Source organism: Candidatus Accumulibacter phosphatis (assembly GCF_000024165.1).
Taxonomy (GTDB): domain Bacteria; phylum Pseudomonadota; class Gammaproteobacteria; order Burkholderiales; family Rhodocyclaceae; genus Accumulibacter; species Accumulibacter phosphatis.
In genome coordinates, this window is record NC_013194.1 from 4,573,843 (window position 1) to 4,593,233 (window position 19,391).

At 63.7% G+C, this 19,391-nt stretch carries 21 protein-coding genes; 9 read left to right on the forward strand and 12 right to left on the reverse strand.

Annotated features, from left to right (window positions below; all coding sequences use genetic code 11):
• Positions 1-44 precede the first annotated feature (44 nt).
• Entirely contained in the window at positions 45-1,886 is a 1,842-nt protein-coding gene (locus tag CAP2UW1_RS19900) for an IS1634 family transposase (RefSeq protein ID WP_015768417.1), read from the reverse strand.
• Between the two features lie 146 nt (positions 1,887-2,032).
• On the opposite strand from CAP2UW1_RS19900, the gene CAP2UW1_RS19905 reads away from it, so the two are divergent.
• On the forward strand, positions 2,033-2,587 hold the full coding sequence (locus CAP2UW1_RS19905; RefSeq protein WP_049778618.1) for a M23 family metallopeptidase: 555 nt from the start codon (positions 2,033-2,035) through the stop codon (positions 2,585-2,587).
• A gap of 87 nt (positions 2,588-2,674) precedes the next feature.
• Here the strand turns inward: CAP2UW1_RS19905 and CAP2UW1_RS19910 are convergent, their stop codons facing one another.
• From CAP2UW1_RS19910 to CAP2UW1_RS19930, 5 genes are read right to left on the reverse strand one after another with little or no spacing between them, the layout of a single operon-like run.
• On the reverse strand, positions 2,675-2,935 hold the full coding sequence (locus CAP2UW1_RS19910; RefSeq protein WP_015768418.1) for a YfhL family 4Fe-4S dicluster ferredoxin: 261 nt from the start codon (positions 2,933-2,935) through the stop codon (positions 2,675-2,677).
• A 13-nt stretch (positions 2,936-2,948) separates the two neighbouring features.
• Entirely contained in the window at positions 2,949-3,452 is a 504-nt protein-coding gene (gene coaD, locus CAP2UW1_RS19915; RefSeq protein ID WP_015768419.1) for a pantetheine-phosphate adenylyltransferase, read from the reverse strand.
• Positions 3,439-3,993 carry a 16S rRNA (guanine(966)-N(2))-methyltransferase RsmD gene (gene rsmD / locus CAP2UW1_RS19920; protein ID WP_041567941.1) on the reverse strand — a complete coding sequence of 185 codons (555 nt, stop codon included), beginning with the start codon at positions 3,991-3,993 and terminating at the stop codon, positions 3,439-3,441. The genes coaD and rsmD overlap by 14 nt, the downstream gene beginning before the upstream one ends.
• 4 nt (positions 3,994-3,997) lie before the next feature.
• Positions 3,998-5,293 (reverse strand): M16 family metallopeptidase, encoded by a 1,296-nt coding sequence (locus CAP2UW1_RS19925; RefSeq protein ID WP_015768421.1) that lies wholly within the window; start codon positions 5,291-5,293, stop codon positions 3,998-4,000.
• A 14-nt stretch (positions 5,294-5,307) separates the two neighbouring features.
• Complete coding sequence (locus tag CAP2UW1_RS19930) at positions 5,308-6,675, reverse strand: M16 family metallopeptidase (protein ID WP_199931520.1); 1,368 nt, start codon at positions 6,673-6,675, stop codon at positions 5,308-5,310.
• 95 nt (positions 6,676-6,770) lie between these two features.
• Between CAP2UW1_RS19930 and ftsY the strand changes: the two genes are divergently transcribed.
• From ftsY to ftsX, 3 genes are read left to right on the forward strand one after another with little or no spacing between them, the layout of a single operon-like run.
• On the forward strand, positions 6,771-7,760 hold the full coding sequence (gene ftsY, locus CAP2UW1_RS19935) for a signal recognition particle-docking protein FtsY (RefSeq protein WP_015768423.1): 990 nt from the start codon (positions 6,771-6,773) through the stop codon (positions 7,758-7,760).
• A complete protein-coding gene (locus CAP2UW1_RS19940) occupies positions 7,757-8,446 on the forward strand; it encodes a cell division ATP-binding protein FtsE (protein WP_015768424.1) in 690 nt (229 codons plus the stop codon). The genes ftsY and CAP2UW1_RS19940 overlap by 4 nt, the downstream gene beginning before the upstream one ends.
• Positions 8,443-9,342, forward strand: coding sequence for a permease-like cell division protein FtsX (gene ftsX, locus CAP2UW1_RS19945; RefSeq protein WP_015768425.1), 900 nt, complete (start codon positions 8,443-8,445; stop codon positions 9,340-9,342). The genes CAP2UW1_RS19940 and ftsX overlap by 4 nt, the downstream gene beginning before the upstream one ends.
• 61 nt (positions 9,343-9,403) lie before the next feature.
• Here ftsX and CAP2UW1_RS19950 read toward each other — a convergent pair whose 3' ends face one another.
• Entirely contained in the window at positions 9,404-9,778 is a 375-nt protein-coding gene (locus CAP2UW1_RS19950) for a diacylglycerol kinase (RefSeq protein WP_015768426.1), read from the reverse strand.
• Between the two features lie 146 nt (positions 9,779-9,924).
• Here CAP2UW1_RS19950 and rpiA point away from each other — a divergent pair, with 146 nt between their 5' ends.
• Positions 9,925-10,587, forward strand: coding sequence for a ribose-5-phosphate isomerase RpiA (gene rpiA, locus CAP2UW1_RS19955; protein ID WP_015768427.1), 663 nt, complete (start codon positions 9,925-9,927; stop codon positions 10,585-10,587).
• A gap of 23 nt (positions 10,588-10,610) precedes the next feature.
• On the opposite strand, the gene CAP2UW1_RS19960 is transcribed toward rpiA, so the two are convergent.
• The 4 genes from CAP2UW1_RS19960 to CAP2UW1_RS19975 all read right to left on the reverse strand — a co-directional run bounded on the left by CAP2UW1_RS19960 (position 10,611) and on the right by CAP2UW1_RS19975 (position 14,723).
• Positions 10,611-10,883: an oxidative damage protection protein gene (locus CAP2UW1_RS19960; protein WP_015768428.1), complete on the reverse strand. Its 273-nt coding sequence runs from the start codon at positions 10,881-10,883 to the stop codon at positions 10,611-10,613.
• Positions 10,884-10,977: 94 nt separating this feature from the next.
• Positions 10,978-12,297 carry an amino-acid N-acetyltransferase gene (gene argA / locus CAP2UW1_RS19965; protein ID WP_015768429.1) on the reverse strand — a complete coding sequence of 440 codons (1,320 nt, stop codon included), beginning with the start codon at positions 12,295-12,297 and terminating at the stop codon, positions 10,978-10,980.
• Between the two features lies 1 nt (position 12,298).
• Complete coding sequence (pap, locus tag CAP2UW1_RS19970) at positions 12,299-13,966, reverse strand: polyphosphate:AMP phosphotransferase (protein ID WP_015768430.1); 1,668 nt, start codon at positions 13,964-13,966, stop codon at positions 12,299-12,301.
• A complete protein-coding gene (locus CAP2UW1_RS19975; protein ID WP_015768431.1) occupies positions 13,959-14,723 on the reverse strand; it encodes a 16S rRNA (uracil(1498)-N(3))-methyltransferase in 765 nt (254 codons plus the stop codon). Before CAP2UW1_RS19975 ends, pap begins: the two co-directional genes overlap by 8 nt.
• A gap of 48 nt (positions 14,724-14,771) precedes the next feature.
• Between CAP2UW1_RS19975 and CAP2UW1_RS19980 the strand changes: the two genes are divergently transcribed.
• Positions 14,772-15,323, forward strand: coding sequence for a thioredoxin family protein (locus CAP2UW1_RS19980; RefSeq protein ID WP_015768432.1), 552 nt, complete (start codon positions 14,772-14,774; stop codon positions 15,321-15,323).
• A gap of 63 nt (positions 15,324-15,386) precedes the next feature.
• Positions 15,387-16,196: an inositol monophosphatase family protein gene (locus CAP2UW1_RS19985; protein ID WP_015768433.1), complete on the forward strand. Its 810-nt coding sequence runs from the start codon at positions 15,387-15,389 to the stop codon at positions 16,194-16,196.
• Positions 16,197-16,210: 14 nt separating this feature from the next.
• Here CAP2UW1_RS19985 and CAP2UW1_RS19990 read toward each other — a convergent pair whose 3' ends face one another.
• Positions 16,211-17,353: a PLP-dependent cysteine synthase family protein gene (locus CAP2UW1_RS19990; RefSeq protein ID WP_015768434.1), complete on the reverse strand. Its 1,143-nt coding sequence runs from the start codon at positions 17,351-17,353 to the stop codon at positions 16,211-16,213.
• Between the two features lie 128 nt (positions 17,354-17,481).
• Between CAP2UW1_RS19990 and apbC the strand changes: the two genes are divergently transcribed.
• Both apbC and CAP2UW1_RS26240 read left to right on the forward strand, forming a co-directional pair.
• The gene (apbC, locus tag CAP2UW1_RS19995) at positions 17,482-18,573 is read left to right on the forward strand and encodes an iron-sulfur cluster carrier protein ApbC (protein WP_015768435.1); all 1,092 of its coding nucleotides are present in this window, start codon (positions 17,482-17,484) and stop codon (positions 18,571-18,573) included.
• Between the two features lie 376 nt (positions 18,574-18,949).
• Positions 18,950-19,357 carry a glycosyltransferase gene (locus CAP2UW1_RS26240; protein WP_291912116.1) on the forward strand — a complete coding sequence of 136 codons (408 nt, stop codon included), beginning with the start codon at positions 18,950-18,952 and terminating at the stop codon, positions 19,355-19,357.
• Positions 19,358-19,391 lie beyond the last annotated feature (34 nt).

Consider the following 19,391-nt stretch of genomic DNA (forward strand, 5'->3'; position numbering starts at 1 on the left):
GCCAAGAAGAACTCAAGTGGCACTACAAGCCCGTAATCGCGGATTCAGCTGATGAGTTTTCTGGTCCCTCCTGGTGCGGCGCTGATGCCCAGGGCGCGATAGATGGCCAGCAGATCGGGTTCGGCGACGGTGGCTTTGCGGACATGCAGGGAGTGCCCGTCGCGCCGACTGAAGGTGGCGGTGACCCGGCGCTGAACCGAGAGGATATCGCGCAGGGTCGCCCAACTGTCGGTAATTCCCGCCGCCTTGAGTTTCACGCGCAGGAACTGCACGCACTGGTAGGCGAGGACGGTGATGAACAAGTGGCCGTCCGAGCGGACCTCCTTGTGGTGGTAGATGGGCCGCAAGCCGAGCTCGCCTTTCAGACTGCGAAAGACACTCTCCAGGTCGGTCAGCATCGTGTAGGTGCGCCAGAGTTTCTCTTCATCCCAGGCGAGTTCGTTGGTCCGCAGGCAGTAGACGCCGGGATGTGTGGCCATCGTGCCGGGAACCGGCACCTTCTGCCAGGTGATCGCCGTCACCGTCTTGCCGGACTCCTCGGTGACCAGCCTGACCTGGTAGTGTTGGCTGGCACCGCGGCTCTTCTGCTTGAGTCGGCCAAGACGTTCCAGCAGCTTGTCGTGATTCTTTTCGCTGCGCGGCTTCTGCAGTCCATCGCTCATTTGCTGCAAGCCGGCCTCGAAACGCCCACAGGATTGCGCGAGCATGGCCTCTTCCTTGAGCTGCCGACTCGGCGAATGGCAATACAGGCAGAGCTCCTGGCCATCCGGACTCAGCTCCTTCTGGAGATGTAACCACTCCTCACCAGCCGTCTCGATGCTCACCGAGCGTGTCGCATCGAACTGGCGCCTGCCGCCGCGACGCACCACCAGATAGCGGTAGCCGTGTTCGACCAGCCAGACGACGTTGGCGTCGGTGGCAATGCCGGCATCCATGACCACCAGCGCGCCCGCCGGCGCCCCCAGTCCGGCCAGCATGGACGCCAGCGTGCCGGGCTCGGAAACGTTGCCGGCGAAGGTCTCTGAACGCCTGACGAAGCCGCTGCCGTCGAGCACCAGACCGAGCGTCACCAACGGGCAGTCGCTGCGCTTCTCCTTCGACCGTCCGCGCCTGGCCTTTGGATTGCGCTTGGCTTCGCCTTCGAAATAGGTGTTGCTCAGGTCGTACAGGGTGACCGTTTCCTGCAGATCAAAAAGTGTCTGAGCGGTGCGGAATAAACGCGTCTCGATCACCTCCCGATGTTTCATCAGCACATCCGAGGCGCGGTACAGGCTCATGTGGGACATCGACCCAAAGTCGACGTCGATCAACTCGCCCAGGGCGCTGTGCTGCTGCAGCCAGTTCCAGGTCGCCAGTTCCGACCCCGGCTGGCCCATTCTCCCGATCAGGTTGCCCAGGATCGAGGCCTGCATCACCCCATTGACGCCCAGGTCGTTCAGCGTCTCGATCAATCCCAGCTCGCTTGCCGCATGCAGACCGGCGTGTTCGACGCCTACCGACCGCGGTTGCGTCATCTGCAGGGAGTCCACATCGACTTCCTGGAAATCAGCCGGCGGGCGAGCTTCGCCCGCCGACCCGGCCGCCTCGTCAGCCGGCGACACCAACATCGGCGCGCGGGCAACCAGCTGCGCGTGGTAGCGCTGCGCCGCGCGCTCAATCGACTCCGAACATTCCAAAGGCATGATCAGAGCCTGCGGATTGAGCAACTGCTCCAGGCGGCTGCACAGGATCGGCCAGTCTTCCGACTTGATCGGAAAATGGCGGCCGAGGTTCAACACCGTGATCTGACGGACCTTGCCACCGATGCGCTCGGTACGCACCAGCCGGTAGGTGACGTAGCCTTCTCCTGTCGCCTTGTTGCTCGTTCTTGTCTGTCGGATGAACATGCACACGATCGTACAACAAAAGCAAGAGGCCCAGCGGCCCTGGCGGAACTATTATGGCACTACAAAACGTCGGAAAAATCCAGCATCAAGCAAATCAACAGCTTAGGATTCGCTCCTGCCTGGAAAGTGCGGAATATGCGTATGGGGTGTTAACAACCGGCTACTACACGGCAGACGGCCGGAGCCTGCGCAAGGCCTTCCTGCTCTCGCCGATCGAGTTCTCGCGGGTCACTTCAGGATTTGCCGACGCTCGCTTGCACCCGATCCTGCAAACCTGGCGAGCTCACAAGGGGGTCGACTACGCTGCGCCCACGGGAACCAGAGTCCTCGCCGTCGCCGACGGTATCGTCGAGGCCGCCGACTTTCGCAATGGCTACGGCAAGCTGATCGTCCTCAGGCACCAGGGCGCTTACTCGACCGCTTGCGGTCACCTCGATGACTTTGCGCCGGGAATCCGACCAGGAGCACGCATCCGTCAGGGGGACACGATCGGTACTGTCGGCCAGACGGGTCTGGCGAGCGGACCGCACCTACATTATGAGTTCCGGGGCAACGACGAGCCGGTCGATCCGTTGGCAGCCACGCTGCCGAAGTCGCGCCCGCTTGACGGCGCGCAGCTTGCCCGCCATACGAACTCCTCCCGAGCACGACGCGCGCAACTGAATCTGGTCAGGGACGTCACCCTGGCCGCGATGGAATGACAACACCGACCGAGAACACCGCGGGCGACTGACGCAGCACTTCTGGCCGTCGTCCGACACAGTGTGGCGAAGACCTGGCTCCCCGCTTCACGCACGCCCCGTGTTGCCGGTCAGCTTCTCGTACTTGACCCACAGTTGGTCCTCGCTTTCCTCGTGTGCCGGATCCTTCGGAATGCAGTCAACCGGGCAGACTTCGACACACTGGGGAGTATCGTAGTGACCGACGCATTCGGTGCACTTGCTCGGGTCGATCTCGTAGATCTCGGCACCCTGGAAAATTGCCTCGTTCGGGCACTCGGGCTCGCAGACGTCGCAGTTGATGCATTCGTCGGTGATAATCAGAGACATGCTTGCTGTTCCTTCAGGTCGTTGAAATTTCTCGCACACGCTTGGCCAGTCGGCCACCGATGGCTGGCTGGACGAACTTGCTGACATCGCCGCCGAGAAGAGCGATCTCGCGCACCATCGTCGCCGAGATGAACAGATACTGCTCACCCGGCGTCAAGAATACAGTTTCCACCTCCGGGTAGAGATTCCGGTTCATCCCCGCCATCTGAAACTCATAGTCGAAGTCGGAAATGGCGCGCAAGCCGCGGATAATCACCTTGGCTCCCTTGGCGTGCACGAAGTCCATGAGCAGACCGTTGAAACCGCAGATTTCAGCATTCGGGTAGGGCGCAAGGATCTCCCCTGCCATTTCCACTCGCTCGGCGAGCGAAAAGAAGGGCCTCTTCGGCTGGCTCTCGGCGATCGCCACGATCAGCCGGTCAAACAGACAGGCCGCGCGGCGAACGAGATCCTCATGACCGCGGGTCATCGGATCGAAGGTTCCTGCATAGATTGCCACCCGCTTATTCAGCGCCATCAGCTTCGCCTCGCCGCATCAAGTGATAGAAAACCTGGCCCGCTCTGCCCTGGCGTACCGTCCGCCAGACCCCGCAGCTCTCCAGGCACATTTCCGCCTCGGCGTAGATCACCCCATCCTCAGCCAGGACGTCTGCGGTCAGGGGTGCCAGACGGTCCATCCAGCCCTGATGGAACGGCGGATCGAGAAACAGGACGTCGAAGCGCAACCCGGCAGAACTCGCGAATCTTACCGCATCCGAGCGGACAATCTCCACGCGCTTGCCCACTCCCAGCGCAGTGGCGTTGTCCGCCAGCGCCGCCAGCACCTTTGCCGACGTATCGACCATGACCACCCTCGCCGCTCCGCGCGACGCGGCTTCGAAACCCAGAGCACCACTGCCGGCGAACAGATCCAGGCAGGACAACCCGCTCAGATCCTGCCCGAGCCAGTTGAACAGGGTCTCGCGCACGCGGTCCGGCGTCGGCCGCAATCCCGGCAAAGCGGGAAAGCGCAGGACACGCCGCCGCCATTCACCGCCGATGATCCGCACCGAGTTCAGGAGACTATTCCCCGGCGACCACCACGGTCACCAAGTGCTCGGGCCGCACATGCCGCGCAAACGCCGCCTGGATGTCGGCCGCGGTCACCTTTTCGATGTTCTCGGGATAGCGGTCGAGATAGTCGAGCGGCAACCCGTAGAAACCGATCATCGCGACATTGTCCAGAAGCTTGCGATTACTGTCGAGGCGCAAAGGAAAGCTGCCGATCAGGTTCTGCTTTGCGGCCTGCAACTCGACCTCGCTCGGCCCTTGCGCGAGGAAGGCCGCGAGGACTTCACGCGTCACCTTCAGGGCATCGTTGGCCTGTGCCTTCTTGGTCTGCATGCCGATCTGGAAGGGCCCCAACTGCCCCAGCGGCTGGAAGAAACTACTCACGCTATAGGCCAGTCCGCGCTTGTCACGCACCTCCTTCATCAGACGTGAAACGAAGCCGCCACCGCCAAGCGAATAGTTTCCGACGACCAGCGGAAAGAAGTCCGGGTCGCCGCGCTTGAGTGCCGGCAGCCCGAGCAGCAGATGTGCCTGCGCTGCCGGGTGAGCAATCCGCTGCTCACCCGCGAGGGGCAATTCGGGCACAGCGACGGGGCCGACCACCGCCCCGGGCATCAGGCCGCCGGTCAGTTCCTCGGCCAGCAACCCGGCCTGCGAACGCGACAGATCGCCGACGATCGTGACGGTAGCACCTTGCGCGGTGTAATTCGCCGCATGGAAGGCGAGGACATCGGCCCGCCCCAGCGCGTTCACCGACTCCGGCGTCGCATGCCTGCCATAGGCGTGCGCGGGATACATCGCCGACCAGAACGCCCGGCTGGCAATCGTGTCCGGCCGCGTCAGCGCCTCCTTGAGAGCGGCCACGGAACGTGCCTGCTCGCGGTCGAAGACCTGCGTCGGGAACTGTGGACTGGTCAGGATGGCGCGCAGCATGGCGAGCGCCGGGCCCCGTTTGTCAGCCATCGACAGCGTACGTAGTGAGACTGACGCCCGATCGAGGTCCACTCCTCCCGACAATTGCGCACCCAGATCAGCCATCCGGCTGGCAATCTGCGTCTCGTCCATCCCCGCCGCGCCGAGGTCGAGCAACGCGCGCGTCAACTGGGCGACGCCGGCCTTGCCCTGGGCTTCACGAGCCGTGCCGGCAGCGAAATCGACCTGAACGTCAAGAATCGGCAGCGTGTGATTCTCGACAAAGAACACGCGCGCGCCGGAAGTCGCCTGCCAGAACTCGATCTTCGGGCCGGCCTGGGTCAACTGCGCGGCCAGGGCGAGAAACGTGCACACCAGCAGCTGGCAAGGATTCATCGTCAGGCTCTCAATCAATGACGCGGGGCGAAAGCGGAGCGCGCACGTGGCGCCGAGGGCAGGGGCTGCGGGTCGAGTTCGGCGACCGTCAGATGCTCATCGCGAAAATACCTGTTGGCCACCGCCTGAACCTGCTCGGCGGTCACCGCCTGCAGCTTCTCGATGATGCGCCGGTTCTCCGCGTAGGCAATTCCCACCGACTCCAGCTGACCGATTTCCATCGCTTGCGCAAACATCGAATCGAGTTTGTAGATCTGCCCGGCAATCAGCTGCGCCTTGGCACGCGCAAGTTCGTCGGCAGCCACGCCCTTCTCCTGCACGTCGGCAATTTCGCTACGCAAACCCGCTTCAAGTTCGGCACGCGTCTTCCCTTCGCTAGGCGACCCATAGAGGTAGAAAACGCCCGGACCACGCGCCGTCGTACGATAGCTGGTGGTCGCCTCGACAGCCAGACGCTGCTGGCGAATCAGGTTCTTGGAAAAGCGCGCGGCCTCATGGCCGGCGAGAACTGCCGACAGCATTTCCAGCGCGTAGGGGTCGATGTCCTGGGCGACATCGCGGATGACCGGTACCTTGTAGGCCATCATCACGATCGGCAGTTCCGCCGGCGCCTTGACGGTCAACCGCCGGATGCCGGTTTGCGCGGGCTCATCCTGCGGCTTCCGGTTCGGCAGGGCACGCGCCGGCAGCGGACCGTAGTGCTGCTCGGCAAGCTCGAATACGGCCTCGTGGTCGACGTCACCAACGACCACGACGTAGGCATTGTTGGGGACGTACCAGCTTTCGTACCAGACGCGCGCGTCCGAGGCCGTCATGTTCTCGAGGTCGTTCATCCAGCCGATGATCGGTACCCGGTAGGGATGCGCCTGCAATGCCGTAGCCATCAGCTGCTCGAAGAGGAGGGCTTGCGGTTGATCCTCGGTGCGCAGTCGGCGCTCCTCCATGACCACTTTGATTTCCTGCGCGAACTCACCGGAATCCAGCGTCAGGTGACGCATGCGATCCGCCTCGAGCTGCATCATGTCGGACAGTTTGTGCTTCGGCACCTGCTGGAAATAGGCCGTGTAATCGCGGCTGGTGAAGGCATTGTCACGCCCGCCTGCCGCCGCCACGCGGCGGTTGAACTCGCCGGGTCCGGCCGCTGGCGTCCCCTTGAACATCATGTGTTCGAGGACATGTGCCACACCCGTGGTACCGTTCTTTTCGTCCATGCTGCCAGCCCGGTACCACACCATGTGCGCCACCGTCGGCGCACGCCGGTCCTCCTTGACGATGATCCGCAGGCCATTCGCCAGTTGACGTTCATAGGGGTTGGCCAGTACCGTTACCGGCAGCGCCAGAGCCAGCAGCCAGGGAACCAGTCTCGCGTGACGCATGGGCATGAATCGCTTCTGATAGAATTTGAGGTTGTCGGGCAATCGCGCCGGCATCTTACCACTGCCTGCCCACCCGAGCGCCTTTCAGACACGGAAGCACCATGTTTGGTTTCCTCAAGAAATCCCCTGTTCAAGCTCCCACGGCCGACCCAACCATTGCCGAACCCACAGAGGCGCCGACTGCCAGCTCGTGGCGACAACGTCTCAAGTCCGGCCTGGCACGCACGCGCGCCCAATTTGGCGGCAAGCTGAAGTCGCTTTTCTCGCGCGGCAAAGTCGACGACGAACTGCTCGAAGAGCTGGAAGCCCTGCTGCTGACCAGCGACGTCGGCCTCGACGCAACCCAGCACCTGCTCTATCAACTCAAGATGCGTGCCAAACGCGACAAGCTCGAAACGCCGGAGGCCATTCAGCACGCGTTGTCGGAAGCCCTGTACGAACTCCTGCGACCGCTCGAGGAGGCCCTCGACCTTTCCTCGCACCGGCCTTTCATCATCATGATTGCTGGCGTCAACGGCGCCGGCAAGACGACCTCGATCGGCAAGTTGGCCAAGCACTTTCAGGCTCATGGCCTGTCCGTCCTGCTGGCCGCCGGCGATACCTTCCGAGCGGCGGCGCGCGAGCAGCTGCAGACCTGGGGCGAACGCAACAACGTAACGGTCATTGCGCAGCAATCCGGCGATCCGGCGGCGGTGATCTTTGACGCCATCGCGGCGGCCAAAGCACGCGGCATCGACGTCGTACTGGCCGATACCGCCGGCCGCCTGCCGACGCAGTTGCATCTGATGGACGAGATTGCCAAGGTGCGGCGGGTCATCCAGAAGGCCGACCCCACCGCTCCGCACGAGACGCTGCTGGTCCTCGACGCGACCTTCGGCCAAAACACCTTGCAGCAGGTGATGGCCTTCGACAAGGCGATCCAGGTCAGCGGCCTGGTGCTGACCAAGCTCGACGGCACGGCCAAGGGCGGCGTCGTCGCCGCCATCGCTCGCCAGTGCCCGAAACCCGTCCGCTTCATCGGCGTCGGCGAAGGCATCGACGATCTGCGACCGTTCAGTGCCCGCGATTTTGTCGACGCGCTCTTCGAGTGATTACCGCCAACGAGGTCACCAAGCGCTACCCGGAAGGCCGCGAAGCGCTCAAGGGAGTCAGCTTCGAAATCACCGCCGGCGAGATGGTTTTTCTCACCGGCCACTCAGGCGCCGGCAAATCGACGCTCTTCAAGCTGCTGGCGGCGATCGAACGGCCCACCTCGGGCAGCATCGTGATCAACGGTCAAAACCTTGCGGCCTTGCGCCGGAACGCCATTCCCTATTTGCGTCGCAAGCTCGGACTGATCTTCCAGGACCGCAAGCTGCTCTTCGATCGCAACGTACTCGATAACGTGCTGTTACCGCTGGCCATTGCCGGTCACCCGGCGAAGGAGGCACAGCGCCGAGCACAGGCCGCACTCGCCAAAGTGGGTCTGCACGACCGCGAAAGAACCTTGCCGATCGCGCTTTCCGGCGGCGAGCAGCAACGCCTGGCGATCGCTCGCGCCGTCGTCAATCGACCGGCCATCATTCTTGCCGATGAACCCACTGCCAATCTCGACGCCGCATCGGCGATCGAGATCCTCGAAATCTTCCGCGCCTTTCAGCAGGTCGGAGTGACCGTTCTGATCGTCACCCACGACCCGCTGTGCCCGCCCGGCATGCGGCCGCGGGTTCTCCGCCTGGCACACGGCCAGATGACCGAACAACCGCCGTGCCCGTCCGCCGACGGTGTCGTGCCGTGAAGGCCTGGTTCGCCCAGCATCTGGCCGCCCTGCGCGACGCGCTGCGCCGCCTGACCGCGGCACCGCTGAACACGCTCTTGTCACTGCTCGTCGTCGGCGTCGCGTTGACCCTGCCGACGGCCGGTTGGCTGGCTCTCGAAAACCTGCGCCAACTGACCAGCGACACGCCCGGCGTGCAACAGATCAGCATCTTCCTGAGCCTCGAGGCCGGCAAACGCGAGGTCAGCGAGATCGAGTCACGACTCAAGGAGGCACGCGTCGGCAACTGGCGTTTCGTTCCGCGGGACGAGGCGCTTAAACGCCTGCAGGCATCCGAAGGAATGGCGGAGATCATCGCCAGCCTGCCGAGAAATCCTCTGCCGGACGCCTTTGTCATCACCCCAGCGGACCCGCAGCCGGAGTCGCTCGAACACCTGGCCAAGGTCTTCGCTGGCTGGCCGAAAGTGGCACATGTTCAACTGGACTCGGAGTGGGTGAAACGCTTCGATGCTCTGCTGCGGCTCGGCAGACTCGTCGTCATGCTGCTCGGCGCGCTCTTCGCGGGAGCCCTGGTAACCATCACCTTCAACACCATTCGCCTGCAGATCCTCGCCCAGGCGGCCGAAATCGAGGTTGCCCGGCTGGTCGGCGCGACCGACACCTATGTCCGACGACCACTCCATTACTTCGGCATGCTGCAGGGTGCTCTCGGCGGGCTATGCGCGGCGCTCCTGGTAACCGGCGGCTTCCAGTTGCTGATCCCGCCGGTCAGCGAGCTGACGCGGCTCTATGGGGCCAGCTTCACGCTGCAGAGCCTGTCGCCGGGCGACGTCGCGAGGTTGGCCGCAATCGGCGGTGCCCTGGGCTGGCTGGGCGCCAGGATCTCGGTCATGATGCACCTGCGCCGCCTTACCTGAACGGCAACCGAGCGGCCAGGCACAAAGCCACCTGCCGATCGCCGGCGCAGCAGATCTGGTCCTAGCCGAGGAGAACGCAGGCCCACACAGCAAGCACGTTGAGCAAGGCGAGCAGCACCGCAGCACTGCCGATATCCTTGGCACGTTTGGCCAAGGGGTGCCGGTCCAGCGAGACCCGATCAACGGTGGCCTCGATCGCCGAGTTGAGCAGTTCAACGATGAGGACCAGCAACACACTACCGATCATCAGCGCCCGCCCGACGCCGTCCGGGGCCACCCAGAGCGCGAGCGGAACCAACACTGCAGCGAGCAGCACCTCCTGACGAAAGGCGTCCTCCGCGAGAAAGGCGGCGCGCAAGCCCGCCCGCGAATAGTGGAACGCGTTCCAGACCCGCCGCAAACCCGTCTGCCCCTTGAAAGGGCTTTCATCAGTCACGTGCTGCTCCTTGCCGTGGTTCGAGGCCGGCCAGTATAGCGAGTCGACGCGTCATCCCGGTCGGCCGCGTTGCTCGCTGGGGCCGGCTGTCCTCGATCGCCGTGGATGGTTACAATGGCGGCCTTCCACCACGCTACAGGACAGCGATGACCCAGGACGAAATGAAGAAGGCGGTCGCGCACGCGGCCCTCGCGCACGTGGTCGACGGAAAGATCGTCGGCGTCGGGACCGGCTCGACGGCGAACTGCTTCATCGATGCGCTGGCGGCCATCAAGCACCGCATCGGCGGTGCCGTCGCAAGTTCCGAGGCGACCAGGCAACGACTCGCCAGCCATGGCATCGCGGTCTTCGACCTCGACGAGGTCGAGGAACTGCCCGTCTATGTGGACGGCGCGGACGAGATCAACGCAGCGATGCAAATGATCAAGGGCGGGGGTGGCGCGCTGACGCGCGAGAAGATCGTCGCGGCAGTCGCCCGGAAGTTCGTGTGCATTGCCGACGGATCGAAACTCGTACCGGTGCTCGGTCGCTTTCCTCTGCCGGTCGAAGTCATTCCCATGGCTCTTGGCCATGTCCGCCGCGAACTGGCCAAGATCGGCGGCACGCCGCTTCGGCGTGCGGGCTTCGTCACCGACAACGGCAACCTGATCGTCGATGTCGGCGGCTTGCCGATTGCCGATCCGGTCGAACTGGAAACGCGCATCAACCAGATCGTCGGCGTGGTCACCAACGGCCTCTTTGCCTGCCGACCAGCGGACGTCTGCCTGCTCGGCACGGCTGACGGCGTGCGCACCCTGACCGCCGCCTGACCCGCCCGCCGGCGTGCAGCCGATCAGGCGGAGGGAGGAACGTAGCCCTGCACCCTGTCGGCGCCATCGCCGAAGAAGTGCCTCTCCATCTGCTCGGCCAGATACTTGCGATGCGCGGCATCGGCGAGATTGAGGCGATTCTCGTTGATGATCATCGTCTGCATGCGCACCCATTGCTGCCACGCTTCCTTGGATACCCCTTCATAGATCCGCTTACCCAGGTCGCCGGGATACGGTGGGAAGTCGAGACCTTCAACCTCGCGACCGAGCTTGACACAGTTAACCATTCTTGCCATGCAATCAACTCCTCAGTGATTTTTCGGCGGTTCGTCCGTGGCGGTCGGTCACCGTCGCCGGTGCACCATGAAAAGCGCCGGAACCGCCAGTAAACTACAACTCCTTCATCAATACGCTTGAACGCCGTTGCAGGTTGTAGACCAAACGTCTCTCGGCCGGCAGATCATCGACGCGGCGCTTGCTGAAGCCACGCTCCTTGAACCAGTGCGCGGTCACCGTGGTGAGAACGAACAGGCGCCTGACCCCCGATGCGCGGGCTCTTGCCTCGATACGCTTCATCAGCAGCGCGCCGTAGCCCCAGCGGCGATAGTGCGAATGCACGGCCAGGCAGGCAAGTTCAGCCTGTTCCTCACCGTAAGGGTAGAGCGCGGCACAAGCGACGATCAGGCCGTCGTGTTCGACCACCGAGAAGCGCGTGATCTCCCGCTCGAGCAGTTCACGCGAACGACGGACCAGTGTGCCGTCCTCTTCGAGCGGCTCGATCAGCGCCACCAGGCCGCCAATGTCGTCGGGCCGGGCATCGCGCAGCTGTTCCAGCGACTCGCGGGTGATCACCGTGCCCACGCCATCGCGCGTGAACAGCTCGCGCAACAACGTGCCGTCCTCGTCGTAGCCGAGCAGGTGTACGCGCCCGACACCGGCGCGACTGGCCCGCGCCGCGCACGGAAGGTAGCGCTTGACATCGGTTGACAACCAGTCGCCGAGACTGATCAAACGCTCGGCCGCTTCCACCGTCAACTCGTCGAGCAGAGCACCGTCGATATCGGTCGCACCCTGGCTGTCCGTCAGGAAAATCAGCTTGTCGGCGAGCAGCGAGGTGGCCACCGCTTCGGCGACTTCTTCCATCGCCAGATTGAAGATCTCGCCGGTCGGGCTCGATCCGATGCACGACAGGAGAACGATGTTGCCAAGCCCCAACTGCGCACGGATGCCCTCACCATCGATCTTGCGCACCTGACCCGAGTACTGCAGATCGACCCCATCGACCACGCCGACCGGCTTGGCGGTAATGAAGTTACCGCCAACGACGCGAATCGTGCTGTTGGCCATCGGCGTATCGGCGAGGCCCTGCGACAGCAGGGCCTCGATCTCGACGTAGATGCTGCCCACCGCGTCGATCACGCAATCGAGAGCCTTGGCGTCGGTGACCCGATAGTTGCCGTGATAGACCGACTGAATTCCGCGTTCGCGCAGCAATTCCTCGATCTGCGGCCGTGCTCCATGGACCAGCACGAGCCGCACACCCAACGCCGCGAGCAGGTTGACGTCATACGCCAGCGTGCGCGCCAATTGGCCCGCGATGGCCTTGCCGCCAAAGGCGATGAGGAAGGTCTTGCCGCGAAAGAGATTGACGTACGGCGCAACCGACCGGAACCAGGCGACGAAGTGTGCAGAACTCAGGTCGTCGGACATATCACGCCGCGGGTCGTGCCTTTTCTCTTGCCTTGGCGGCCTTGGCCTCTCTCGCCTTGTCGGCGCGTGATTCCTTGGTCACCTCGGTCTTCGACTCCTTGGCCTCACTAACCTCCTCGACCTTGGCATCGGCCGAACTCGCCGCCCTGACTGCCTTCGGCGGAGCCACCGGCGAAAGCTTCATCGGATCGACTTTGAGCTCCTTTTCCACCCGTTCGCAGATCGTCCGCAAGATCTTGATCCGGGCAAACAGCTTGTCATTGGCCTCGACGAGCGTCCACGGCGCGGTTCCGGAACTGGTCCGGTCGACCATGTCGCAGACCGCCTCATGATAGGCGCCGGCTTTCTCGCGGTTGCGCCAGTCTTCCTCGGTGATCTTGAAACGCTTGTGCTCGATCTTCGCGCGCTCGTCGAAGCGCTTGAGTTGCTCCTCGTCGCTGATCTGCAGCCAGAACTTGACGACGATACCGCCGGCTCGCCAGAGGTCATGCTCGAAATCGTTGATCTCGGAGTAGGCGCGCAACCAGTCGGCATCAGTGCAGAACCCTTCGACGCGCTCGACGAGGACGCGCCCGTACCAGGTGCGATCGAAAATGACGACCCGCCCAAGACGCGGCATGTGCCGCCAGAATCGCCACAGGTACGGCTGCGCACGCTCCTCTTCGGTCGGTGCGGCAACCGGCACGAGCTGATACTGCCGCGCATCCATCGCCGAGGTGATGCGCCGGATGGCGCCTCCCTTGCCGGCCGCATCGGAACCTTCGAAAGCGAGGATCAAGGCGCGCTTGCGGAACTCGGCGTGGCGCATCAGTTCCGCCAGGCGCCCCTGCCACAGCGAAAGCTCGGTCTCGTAAACCTTTTTCGTCAAGCTCTGCGTCATGTCGAGCGAACTGAGCACGTCCAGCCGGTCGATGCGCGGCGAGAACGGCGGCGCTACCGGCGAGTTCTGGTCACGCTTGTCGGCCAGGCGCTTCTGCAGCGATTCGAGGATCGTCTTGCCGACGGTAAGGTGGCGATAGCGGTCGTCGGTACCTTCGACGATGATCCACGGTGCCCAGGGCGTATTCGACGTACGCAACAGGTGGCCGGCAACCTCCTGCAGCTTGTCGTAGGTCTTCAGGCGATCCCAGCTCGCCTTGGTCACTCGCCACTTGGTCAACGGGTTGGCTTCGATCGCCTTCAGCCGCTCGCGCTGCGCGTCCTTGGAAAGGTGAATCCAGAACTTGAGTACCAGCGCACCTTCATTGACCAACATCGCTTCGAAGCGATTGAGCTGATCCATGCGCTGGTCGAAATCAGAGCGCGAGAGACTGTTGGTGATCCGTTCGGCGATCGGCTGCGAATACCAGGAACCGGCAAAGATCCCGATCCGGCCCTTCGGCGGCAACGCCCGCCAGTAGCGCCACATCGACGGACGCGCGCGCTCCTCGGCAGTCGGCGCGTAAAACGCATGCGTCGACATGTAGCGAGGATCCATCCACTCGTAGAGGACGTTGATGGTTTCGCCCTTGCCCGACCCGTCAACGCCGCTGATCAGGATGACCACCGGAAACGAACCATTCTCGCGCAATAGCTCCTGCGTTTCGAGCAAGGCCGCGCGCAACTTGGGCTCTTCCGCCTTGAACGTTTCCTTGTCGATCTTGTGTCCCAGTTCTGCCGATTCAAACATCAGTAGTTCCCTCCTTCAAGTCACCCCACAAAAACTGGATTGCCGCCAGGGCAGCCAGGCCAGCCGTCTCGGTGCGCAGGATACGCGGCCCGAGACGTACGGACAGAAAACCGGCCAGCGCCGCCAACCGGACTTCCTCCGGCGCCAGCCCACCTTCGGCGCCGACCAGAAGTTCGATATGGCCGTCCGCCGACGGACCCGACAGCATCGCCAACGAGTAACTTGCCACCGGCGCCAGCAGCAGGCGTAGAACGCCCGGCGGCGGCGGCCGCATCAACCAATGTTCGAGGCTTTCCGGAATCGCGACCTCCGGCAAGCGGTTGCGTCCGCACTGTTCGCAGGACGCAGCGACAACTCCACGCCAATGCTCGGCCCGGCGCAAGGCACGTTGATCGGCAAGGCGAACCACGCTGCGCCGCGAAATCACCGGGACGAAGCGATCGACGCCAAGTTCGACGGCTTTCTGCACCGTCATGTCCATCTTGTCCCCGGCCTGCAGCGCCTGTACCAGGGTGATCGAAAGCGGCGATTCACGCTCGGTGGGCAACCACTGCAGGATCTCCACGCTGACCCGCAAGCGCTCGATGCCGGCGATCCGCGCCGAATACTCGCCGCCGGCGCCCGTGAACAAGGTCACCGCATCGCCACGTCGCAGCCGCAGAACCTTGACCGCATGCTGCGCGACGACCTCCGGCAGGTCGACCTGCGCGCCGACCGCCAAGGGCACGGGGCAATGAAAGCGGGGCGCACTCACCATGGTATTATAAGAGCTTCCCCGTTCGCTGTGTTTGGAGGCATGCCGATCATGGCCTTGAATACCCCCGTTTGTGATTTCGGCTGGCCGGCCGTCGACTTCGAACTCGCCGACACCCATGGTGCGCGTCACTCGCTGTCCACGCTGCGCGGCCCGAACGGGCTCTTGCTGATGTTCATCTGCAACCACTGCCCGTACGTCAAGGCCATCATCGACCGCATTTGCCGCGACGCGCGCGCGCTACAGGCGCAGGGGATCGGCGTCGCCGCGATCATGAGCAACGATCCTGCCGAATACCCCGAGGACTCCCTCGACAACATGCAGCGCGTCGCCGCACAACTCGACTTCCCCTTCCCCTATCTGTACGACGCGACGCAGGACGTCGCCCGCCGCTACGGCGCCGTCTGCACCCCGGACTTCTTCGGCTTCAACCGCCAGCTCGAACTCCAGTACCGCGGGCGTCTGGATGCCAGCGGCCGTATGCCGGCCGCACCTGACGCGCGACGCGAGCTGGTCGAGGCAATGCGGCTGGTTGCCGAGAGCGGCCGCGGACCCGCGGAGCAGGTCGCCAGCATGGGCTGCTCGATCAAGTGGCGCTCCTGATTGATCATGAGCGAGCCAGACCGCAGGAGCAAGCCGCCAAGTGCTGACAGTGAACTAAAAAGCATGCTCGACGCCACTGTCGCGCTGGTTCGCGAAGTCGCGCAGCGAGAAATCATGCCGCGCTTCCTGCGCGTCAGGCACGGGCAGCGCAAGGACGACGGCTCGCTGTGTTCTGAGGCCGACCTCGCCGCCCAGCATTTCCTCCTCGAACGCCTGACGGAGATTCACGGTTGCCCGATCATCGGTGAGGAAATGACGGCGGCCGAGCAACAGGCCATCTGGCACGCTGGCAACAGCGACAACCTTGGGCTGTGGTGCATCGACCCGATCGACGGGACGACCAACTTCATCAATGGCTTGCCCGTCTTTGCCGTGTCCATCGCCTGGATGAGGGCACGACGAACGCGCCTGGCGGTAACCTATAACCCGATCACCGACGAAATGTTCTATGCCCGCGAGGGCCATGGCGCCTACCTCAATGGCCGCCGCCTGCCTCTGCGCCAGGTGCACGCGGACATCGGGCGTGCCGTCGGCGGCGTCGACTTCAAGCGAATCCCCAAACATCTGGCTGACCAGATCGCCGTCAACCCGCCCTTCTACTCGCAGCGCAACTTCGGCAGTTCGACTCTCGACTGGTGCAACCTCGCCGCCGGTCGACTCGATCTCTACCTGCACGGTGGTCAGATGCTCTGGGATTACGCCGCCGGCAGCCTGATCCTGCGCGAAGCGGGTGGGCGCATGTGCACCCTGGCCCACGACGACTATGACGCAGACGACGTTTGGCGCCGCCCGGTCATCGCCGCGCTACACCCGGCCGTCTTTACCGCCTGGCGCAACTGGGTGCGCCAGAATACGCCGCCGGCGAGCGGCTGAACCGGCGCCCTACATCAAGGCGCGCTGGCCAGTTCGCCGGCAAGACGCCAACTGGCCGAGAGAGCCTCGGCGATCTCCCCGGAATCGAGGGTGGCGGCAACAGCGGCGCGCTCCTGCGGGCAGTTCAAGCCGGCCCGCTCGAGCCAGTCCTCGCTGTAGTAGGTGTGCCCGTAACGCTGACCGGAGTCGCAAAGCAGCGTGACGACCGAGCCTGCCTCGCCGTTCGCCCGCATCTGCGCCATGCAGGCCAGCGTCGCCACCAGATTGGTGCCGGTCGAGGCGCCGACCGTACGACCCAGTCGCGCCGACAGTTCGTACATGGCGGCTATCGACCAGACGTCCGGCACCTGGACCATGGCGTCGATCACCGCGGGGAGGAACGAGGCTTCGACGCGCGGCCGGCCGATACCCTCGATGCGCGAACCTTCCTGCAGACAAAGGCCGGGAGCGCGACTCACGTAGTGGTCGAAGAAGACCGAACGCTCGGGATCGGCCGCGCAGACGCGGGTTGGCCGCGCACGGTAGCGGACGTAGCGGCCGAGGGTCGCCACCGTACCGCCCGTGCCGGCACTGGAAATCAACCAGCTTGGAACGGGATACCTTTCCAGGCGCATTTGCTCGAAAATGGATTCGGCGATATTGTTGTTCGAACGCCAGTCGGTTGCCCGCTCGGCGTAGGTAAACTGGTCCATGTAGTGACCGCCGAACTCTTCCGCGAGCCGCTGCGATTCGCTGTAGATGGCCATCGCGTCTTCGACCAGATGACAGCGACCACCCTGGAACTCGATCGCCGCCACCTTCTCGGTCGAGGTTGCCGCCGGCATCACGGCGATAAACGGCAGGCCGATGAGGCGCGCGAAATAGGCCTCGGAGATCGCCGTCGAGCCGCTCGAGGCTTCGACCACCGTGCTGCCCTCACGCAGCCAGCCGTTGCACAGTGCGTACAGGAAGAGCGAGCGCGCCAGCCGGTGCTTCAGGCTGCCGGTCGGATGGCTGGACTCGTCCTTCAGGTACAGGTCGATGCCTGGAAAACCGGGCACGGGCAAAGGAATCAGGTGGGTATCGCTGGAACGCTGGAAATCGGCCTCGATCTGCCGAATGGCGCCGAGTACCCAGGTTCTGTCGAAGGGGCGCGACAGGGCGATGGTCGTTGTCATGGCCGGAGCTTAGCAGACGAATCGCCGCAGTCAACGCACTGCCCGGTGTAGTCAGCGCGTGCATTGTGCGGCATTTTCGGATAAACTATAGTAAATCACTCAAGTATCCATGAGAGGAGCTGCAACGAATGGCCGTAACGCTTGAAGCCGTGCAGACGGCACTGAGGGAATTGATCGACCCGAATACCCGGAAGGATTTTCTTTCGACCCGCTCGGCAAGAAACATCAAGGTCGAGGGCGTCGATGTCGCGCTCGACATTGAACTGGGTTATCCCGCGAAGACCCAGGTCGACGAGATCCGGCGTACCGTGATCGCGAAACTGCGGACGATCCCCGGCATTGGCAACGTCAGCGCCAATGTCACGGTCAAGATCGTCGCCCACACCGTGCAGCGTGGCTTGAAGCCGCTGCCCGGAGTGAAGAACATCATTGCCGTCGCCTCGGGCAAGGGCGGCGTCGGCAAGAGCACAACGGCCGTCAACCTGGCACTGGCGCTGGCCCAGGAGGGAGCGGTGGTGGGTCTGCTGGACGCGGACATCTACGGTCCCTCGCAACCGCAAATGCTCGGTCTGGTCGGTCAGAAACCCGAGTCGAGCGACGGCGTGTCGATGGATCCCCTGTTGGCGCATGGTCTGCAGGCAATGTCGATCGGTTTCATGATCGACATCGATTCACCAATGGTCTGGCGCGGCCCGATGGTGACTCAGGCGCTCGAGCAGTTGCTCAAGCAGACCAATTGGCAGGACGTCGATTACCTGGTGGTTGACATGCCGCCGGGAACCGGTGACACGCAGCTGACACTGGCGCAGAAGGTGCCGGTGACCGGCGCGGTGATCGTCACGACACCGCAGGACATCGCCCTGATCGACGCGCGCAAGGGCCTGAAGATGTTCGAGAAGGTGGGCATTCCGATCATCGGCCTGGTGGAGAACATGAGCATCCACATCTGCTCGCAGTGCGGCCATGCAGAGCACATCTTCGGCGAAGGCGGCGGCGAGCAAATGTGCAAGGATTACGACACCGAGTTCCTTGGTGCCCTGCCTCTGGAGCTGGCGATTCGCGAACTGACCGACGCGGGCCGCCCGACGGTGGTCGGCGCTCCCGACTCACCCGCCGCCGAGATCTACCGGACGATTGCCCGCCGCATTGCCGTCAAGGTTGCCGAGCGCGCCAGGGACATGAGCGCCAAGTTTCCCAACATTGTCGTGCAGAATACCTGAGCCCGGCGGCACAGCAGCGCAACGCCACATCGGTCCGCCGTCCGCGCGCGCGCGACGGCTTCGCGAGGAGCTGCCACCGTTCCGTAACCGCAAGGTCATTCATTCGTCACGCAGGGGTTCGAGAATGAGAACTCATGAAGACACGAATGGAGAACCGCATGGAACAACAGTTCCTCCGGCGCCGCCCGCGGGCGAGCGACCAACCGGCCTGCCGCCTGTTCGGGACCTGCTCGCGCAGGTATCCCGATCACTGTAGACACCGCAGTCACCGTACTCGGTCGACGCTGCCGCTGCCGCGAGCGTGCTTTCCCGAGATGGGCGCAGGCCACGCGCAGCAGCGCGGCCGAGCCTCGATCGGCATGGCCGGGGGCGCGCGATGACGGCAGTCAACTCTGCGCCGCCGGCAAGCGGCTCACCGAGCACACCTGGGCTACACGTGCTGATGGTCAGCGACGTCTATTTCCCACGCGTCAATGGCGTCTCGACGTCGATCCAGACGTTTCGCGCCGCCCTGGCGAAACTCGGCATTCAGGGCACGCTGGTCGTCCCGGACTACCCCGAAAGGGAGATCGGTGGCGACGAATGGCGCGTCATCCGGGTGCCATCGCGAGCGGTGCCAGGCGATCCGGAAGATCGCCTGATGTCGCCGAGCACGCTCTATCACCTCGATCGCGCTCTCGCCGGTACCACCTTCGATCTCGTGCATGTCCAGACACCGTTGGCCGCCCACTACGCTTCGCTGCGTTTGGCGCGTCAGCGCGGCCTGCCGTGTCTGGCCACCTAACACACGCATTTCGAGGAGTATCTTTCTCACTACA

What these genes read in the sequence shown, in the direction of transcription:
- CAP2UW1_RS19900 (WP_015768417.1), bottom strand. Translation starts at nt 1,886, where the DNA reads ATGTTCATCCGACAGACAAGAACGAGCAACAAGGCGACAGGAGAAGGC.
- CAP2UW1_RS19910 (WP_015768418.1), bottom strand. Translation starts at nt 2,935, where the DNA reads ATGTCTCTGATTATCACCGACGAATGCATCAACTGCGACGTCTGCGAG.
- coaD (WP_015768419.1), bottom strand. Translation starts at nt 3,452, where the DNA reads ATGGCGCTGAATAAGCGGGTGGCAATCTATGCAGGAACCTTCGATCCG.
- CAP2UW1_RS19925 (WP_015768421.1), bottom strand. Translation starts at nt 5,293, where the DNA reads ATGAATCCTTGCCAGCTGCTGGTGTGCACGTTTCTCGCCCTGGCCGCG.
- CAP2UW1_RS19930 (WP_199931520.1), bottom strand. Translation starts at nt 6,675, where the DNA reads ATGCCCATGCGTCACGCGAGACTGGTTCCCTGGCTGCTGGCTCTGGCG.
- ftsY (WP_015768423.1), top strand. Translation starts at nt 6,771, where the DNA reads ATGTTTGGTTTCCTCAAGAAATCCCCTGTTCAAGCTCCCACGGCCGAC.
- rpiA (WP_015768427.1), top strand. Translation starts at nt 9,925, where the DNA reads ATGACCCAGGACGAAATGAAGAAGGCGGTCGCGCACGCGGCCCTCGCG.
- CAP2UW1_RS19960 (WP_015768428.1), bottom strand. Translation starts at nt 10,883, where the DNA reads ATGGCAAGAATGGTTAACTGTGTCAAGCTCGGTCGCGAGGTTGAAGGT.
- argA (WP_015768429.1), bottom strand. Translation starts at nt 12,297, where the DNA reads ATGTCCGACGACCTGAGTTCTGCACACTTCGTCGCCTGGTTCCGGTCG.
- pap (WP_015768430.1), bottom strand. Translation starts at nt 13,966, where the DNA reads ATGTTTGAATCGGCAGAACTGGGACACAAGATCGACAAGGAAACGTTC.
- CAP2UW1_RS19975 (WP_015768431.1), bottom strand. Translation starts at nt 14,723, where the DNA reads ATGGTGAGTGCGCCCCGCTTTCATTGCCCCGTGCCCTTGGCGGTCGGC.
- CAP2UW1_RS19980 (WP_015768432.1), top strand. Translation starts at nt 14,772, where the DNA reads ATGGCCTTGAATACCCCCGTTTGTGATTTCGGCTGGCCGGCCGTCGAC.
- CAP2UW1_RS19985 (WP_015768433.1), top strand. Translation starts at nt 15,387, where the DNA reads ATGCTCGACGCCACTGTCGCGCTGGTTCGCGAAGTCGCGCAGCGAGAA.
- CAP2UW1_RS19990 (WP_015768434.1), bottom strand. Translation starts at nt 17,353, where the DNA reads ATGACAACGACCATCGCCCTGTCGCGCCCCTTCGACAGAACCTGGGTA.
- apbC (WP_015768435.1), top strand. Translation starts at nt 17,482, where the DNA reads ATGGCCGTAACGCTTGAAGCCGTGCAGACGGCACTGAGGGAATTGATC.
- CAP2UW1_RS26240 (WP_291912116.1), top strand. Translation starts at nt 18,950, where the DNA reads ATGACGGCAGTCAACTCTGCGCCGCCGGCAAGCGGCTCACCGAGCACA.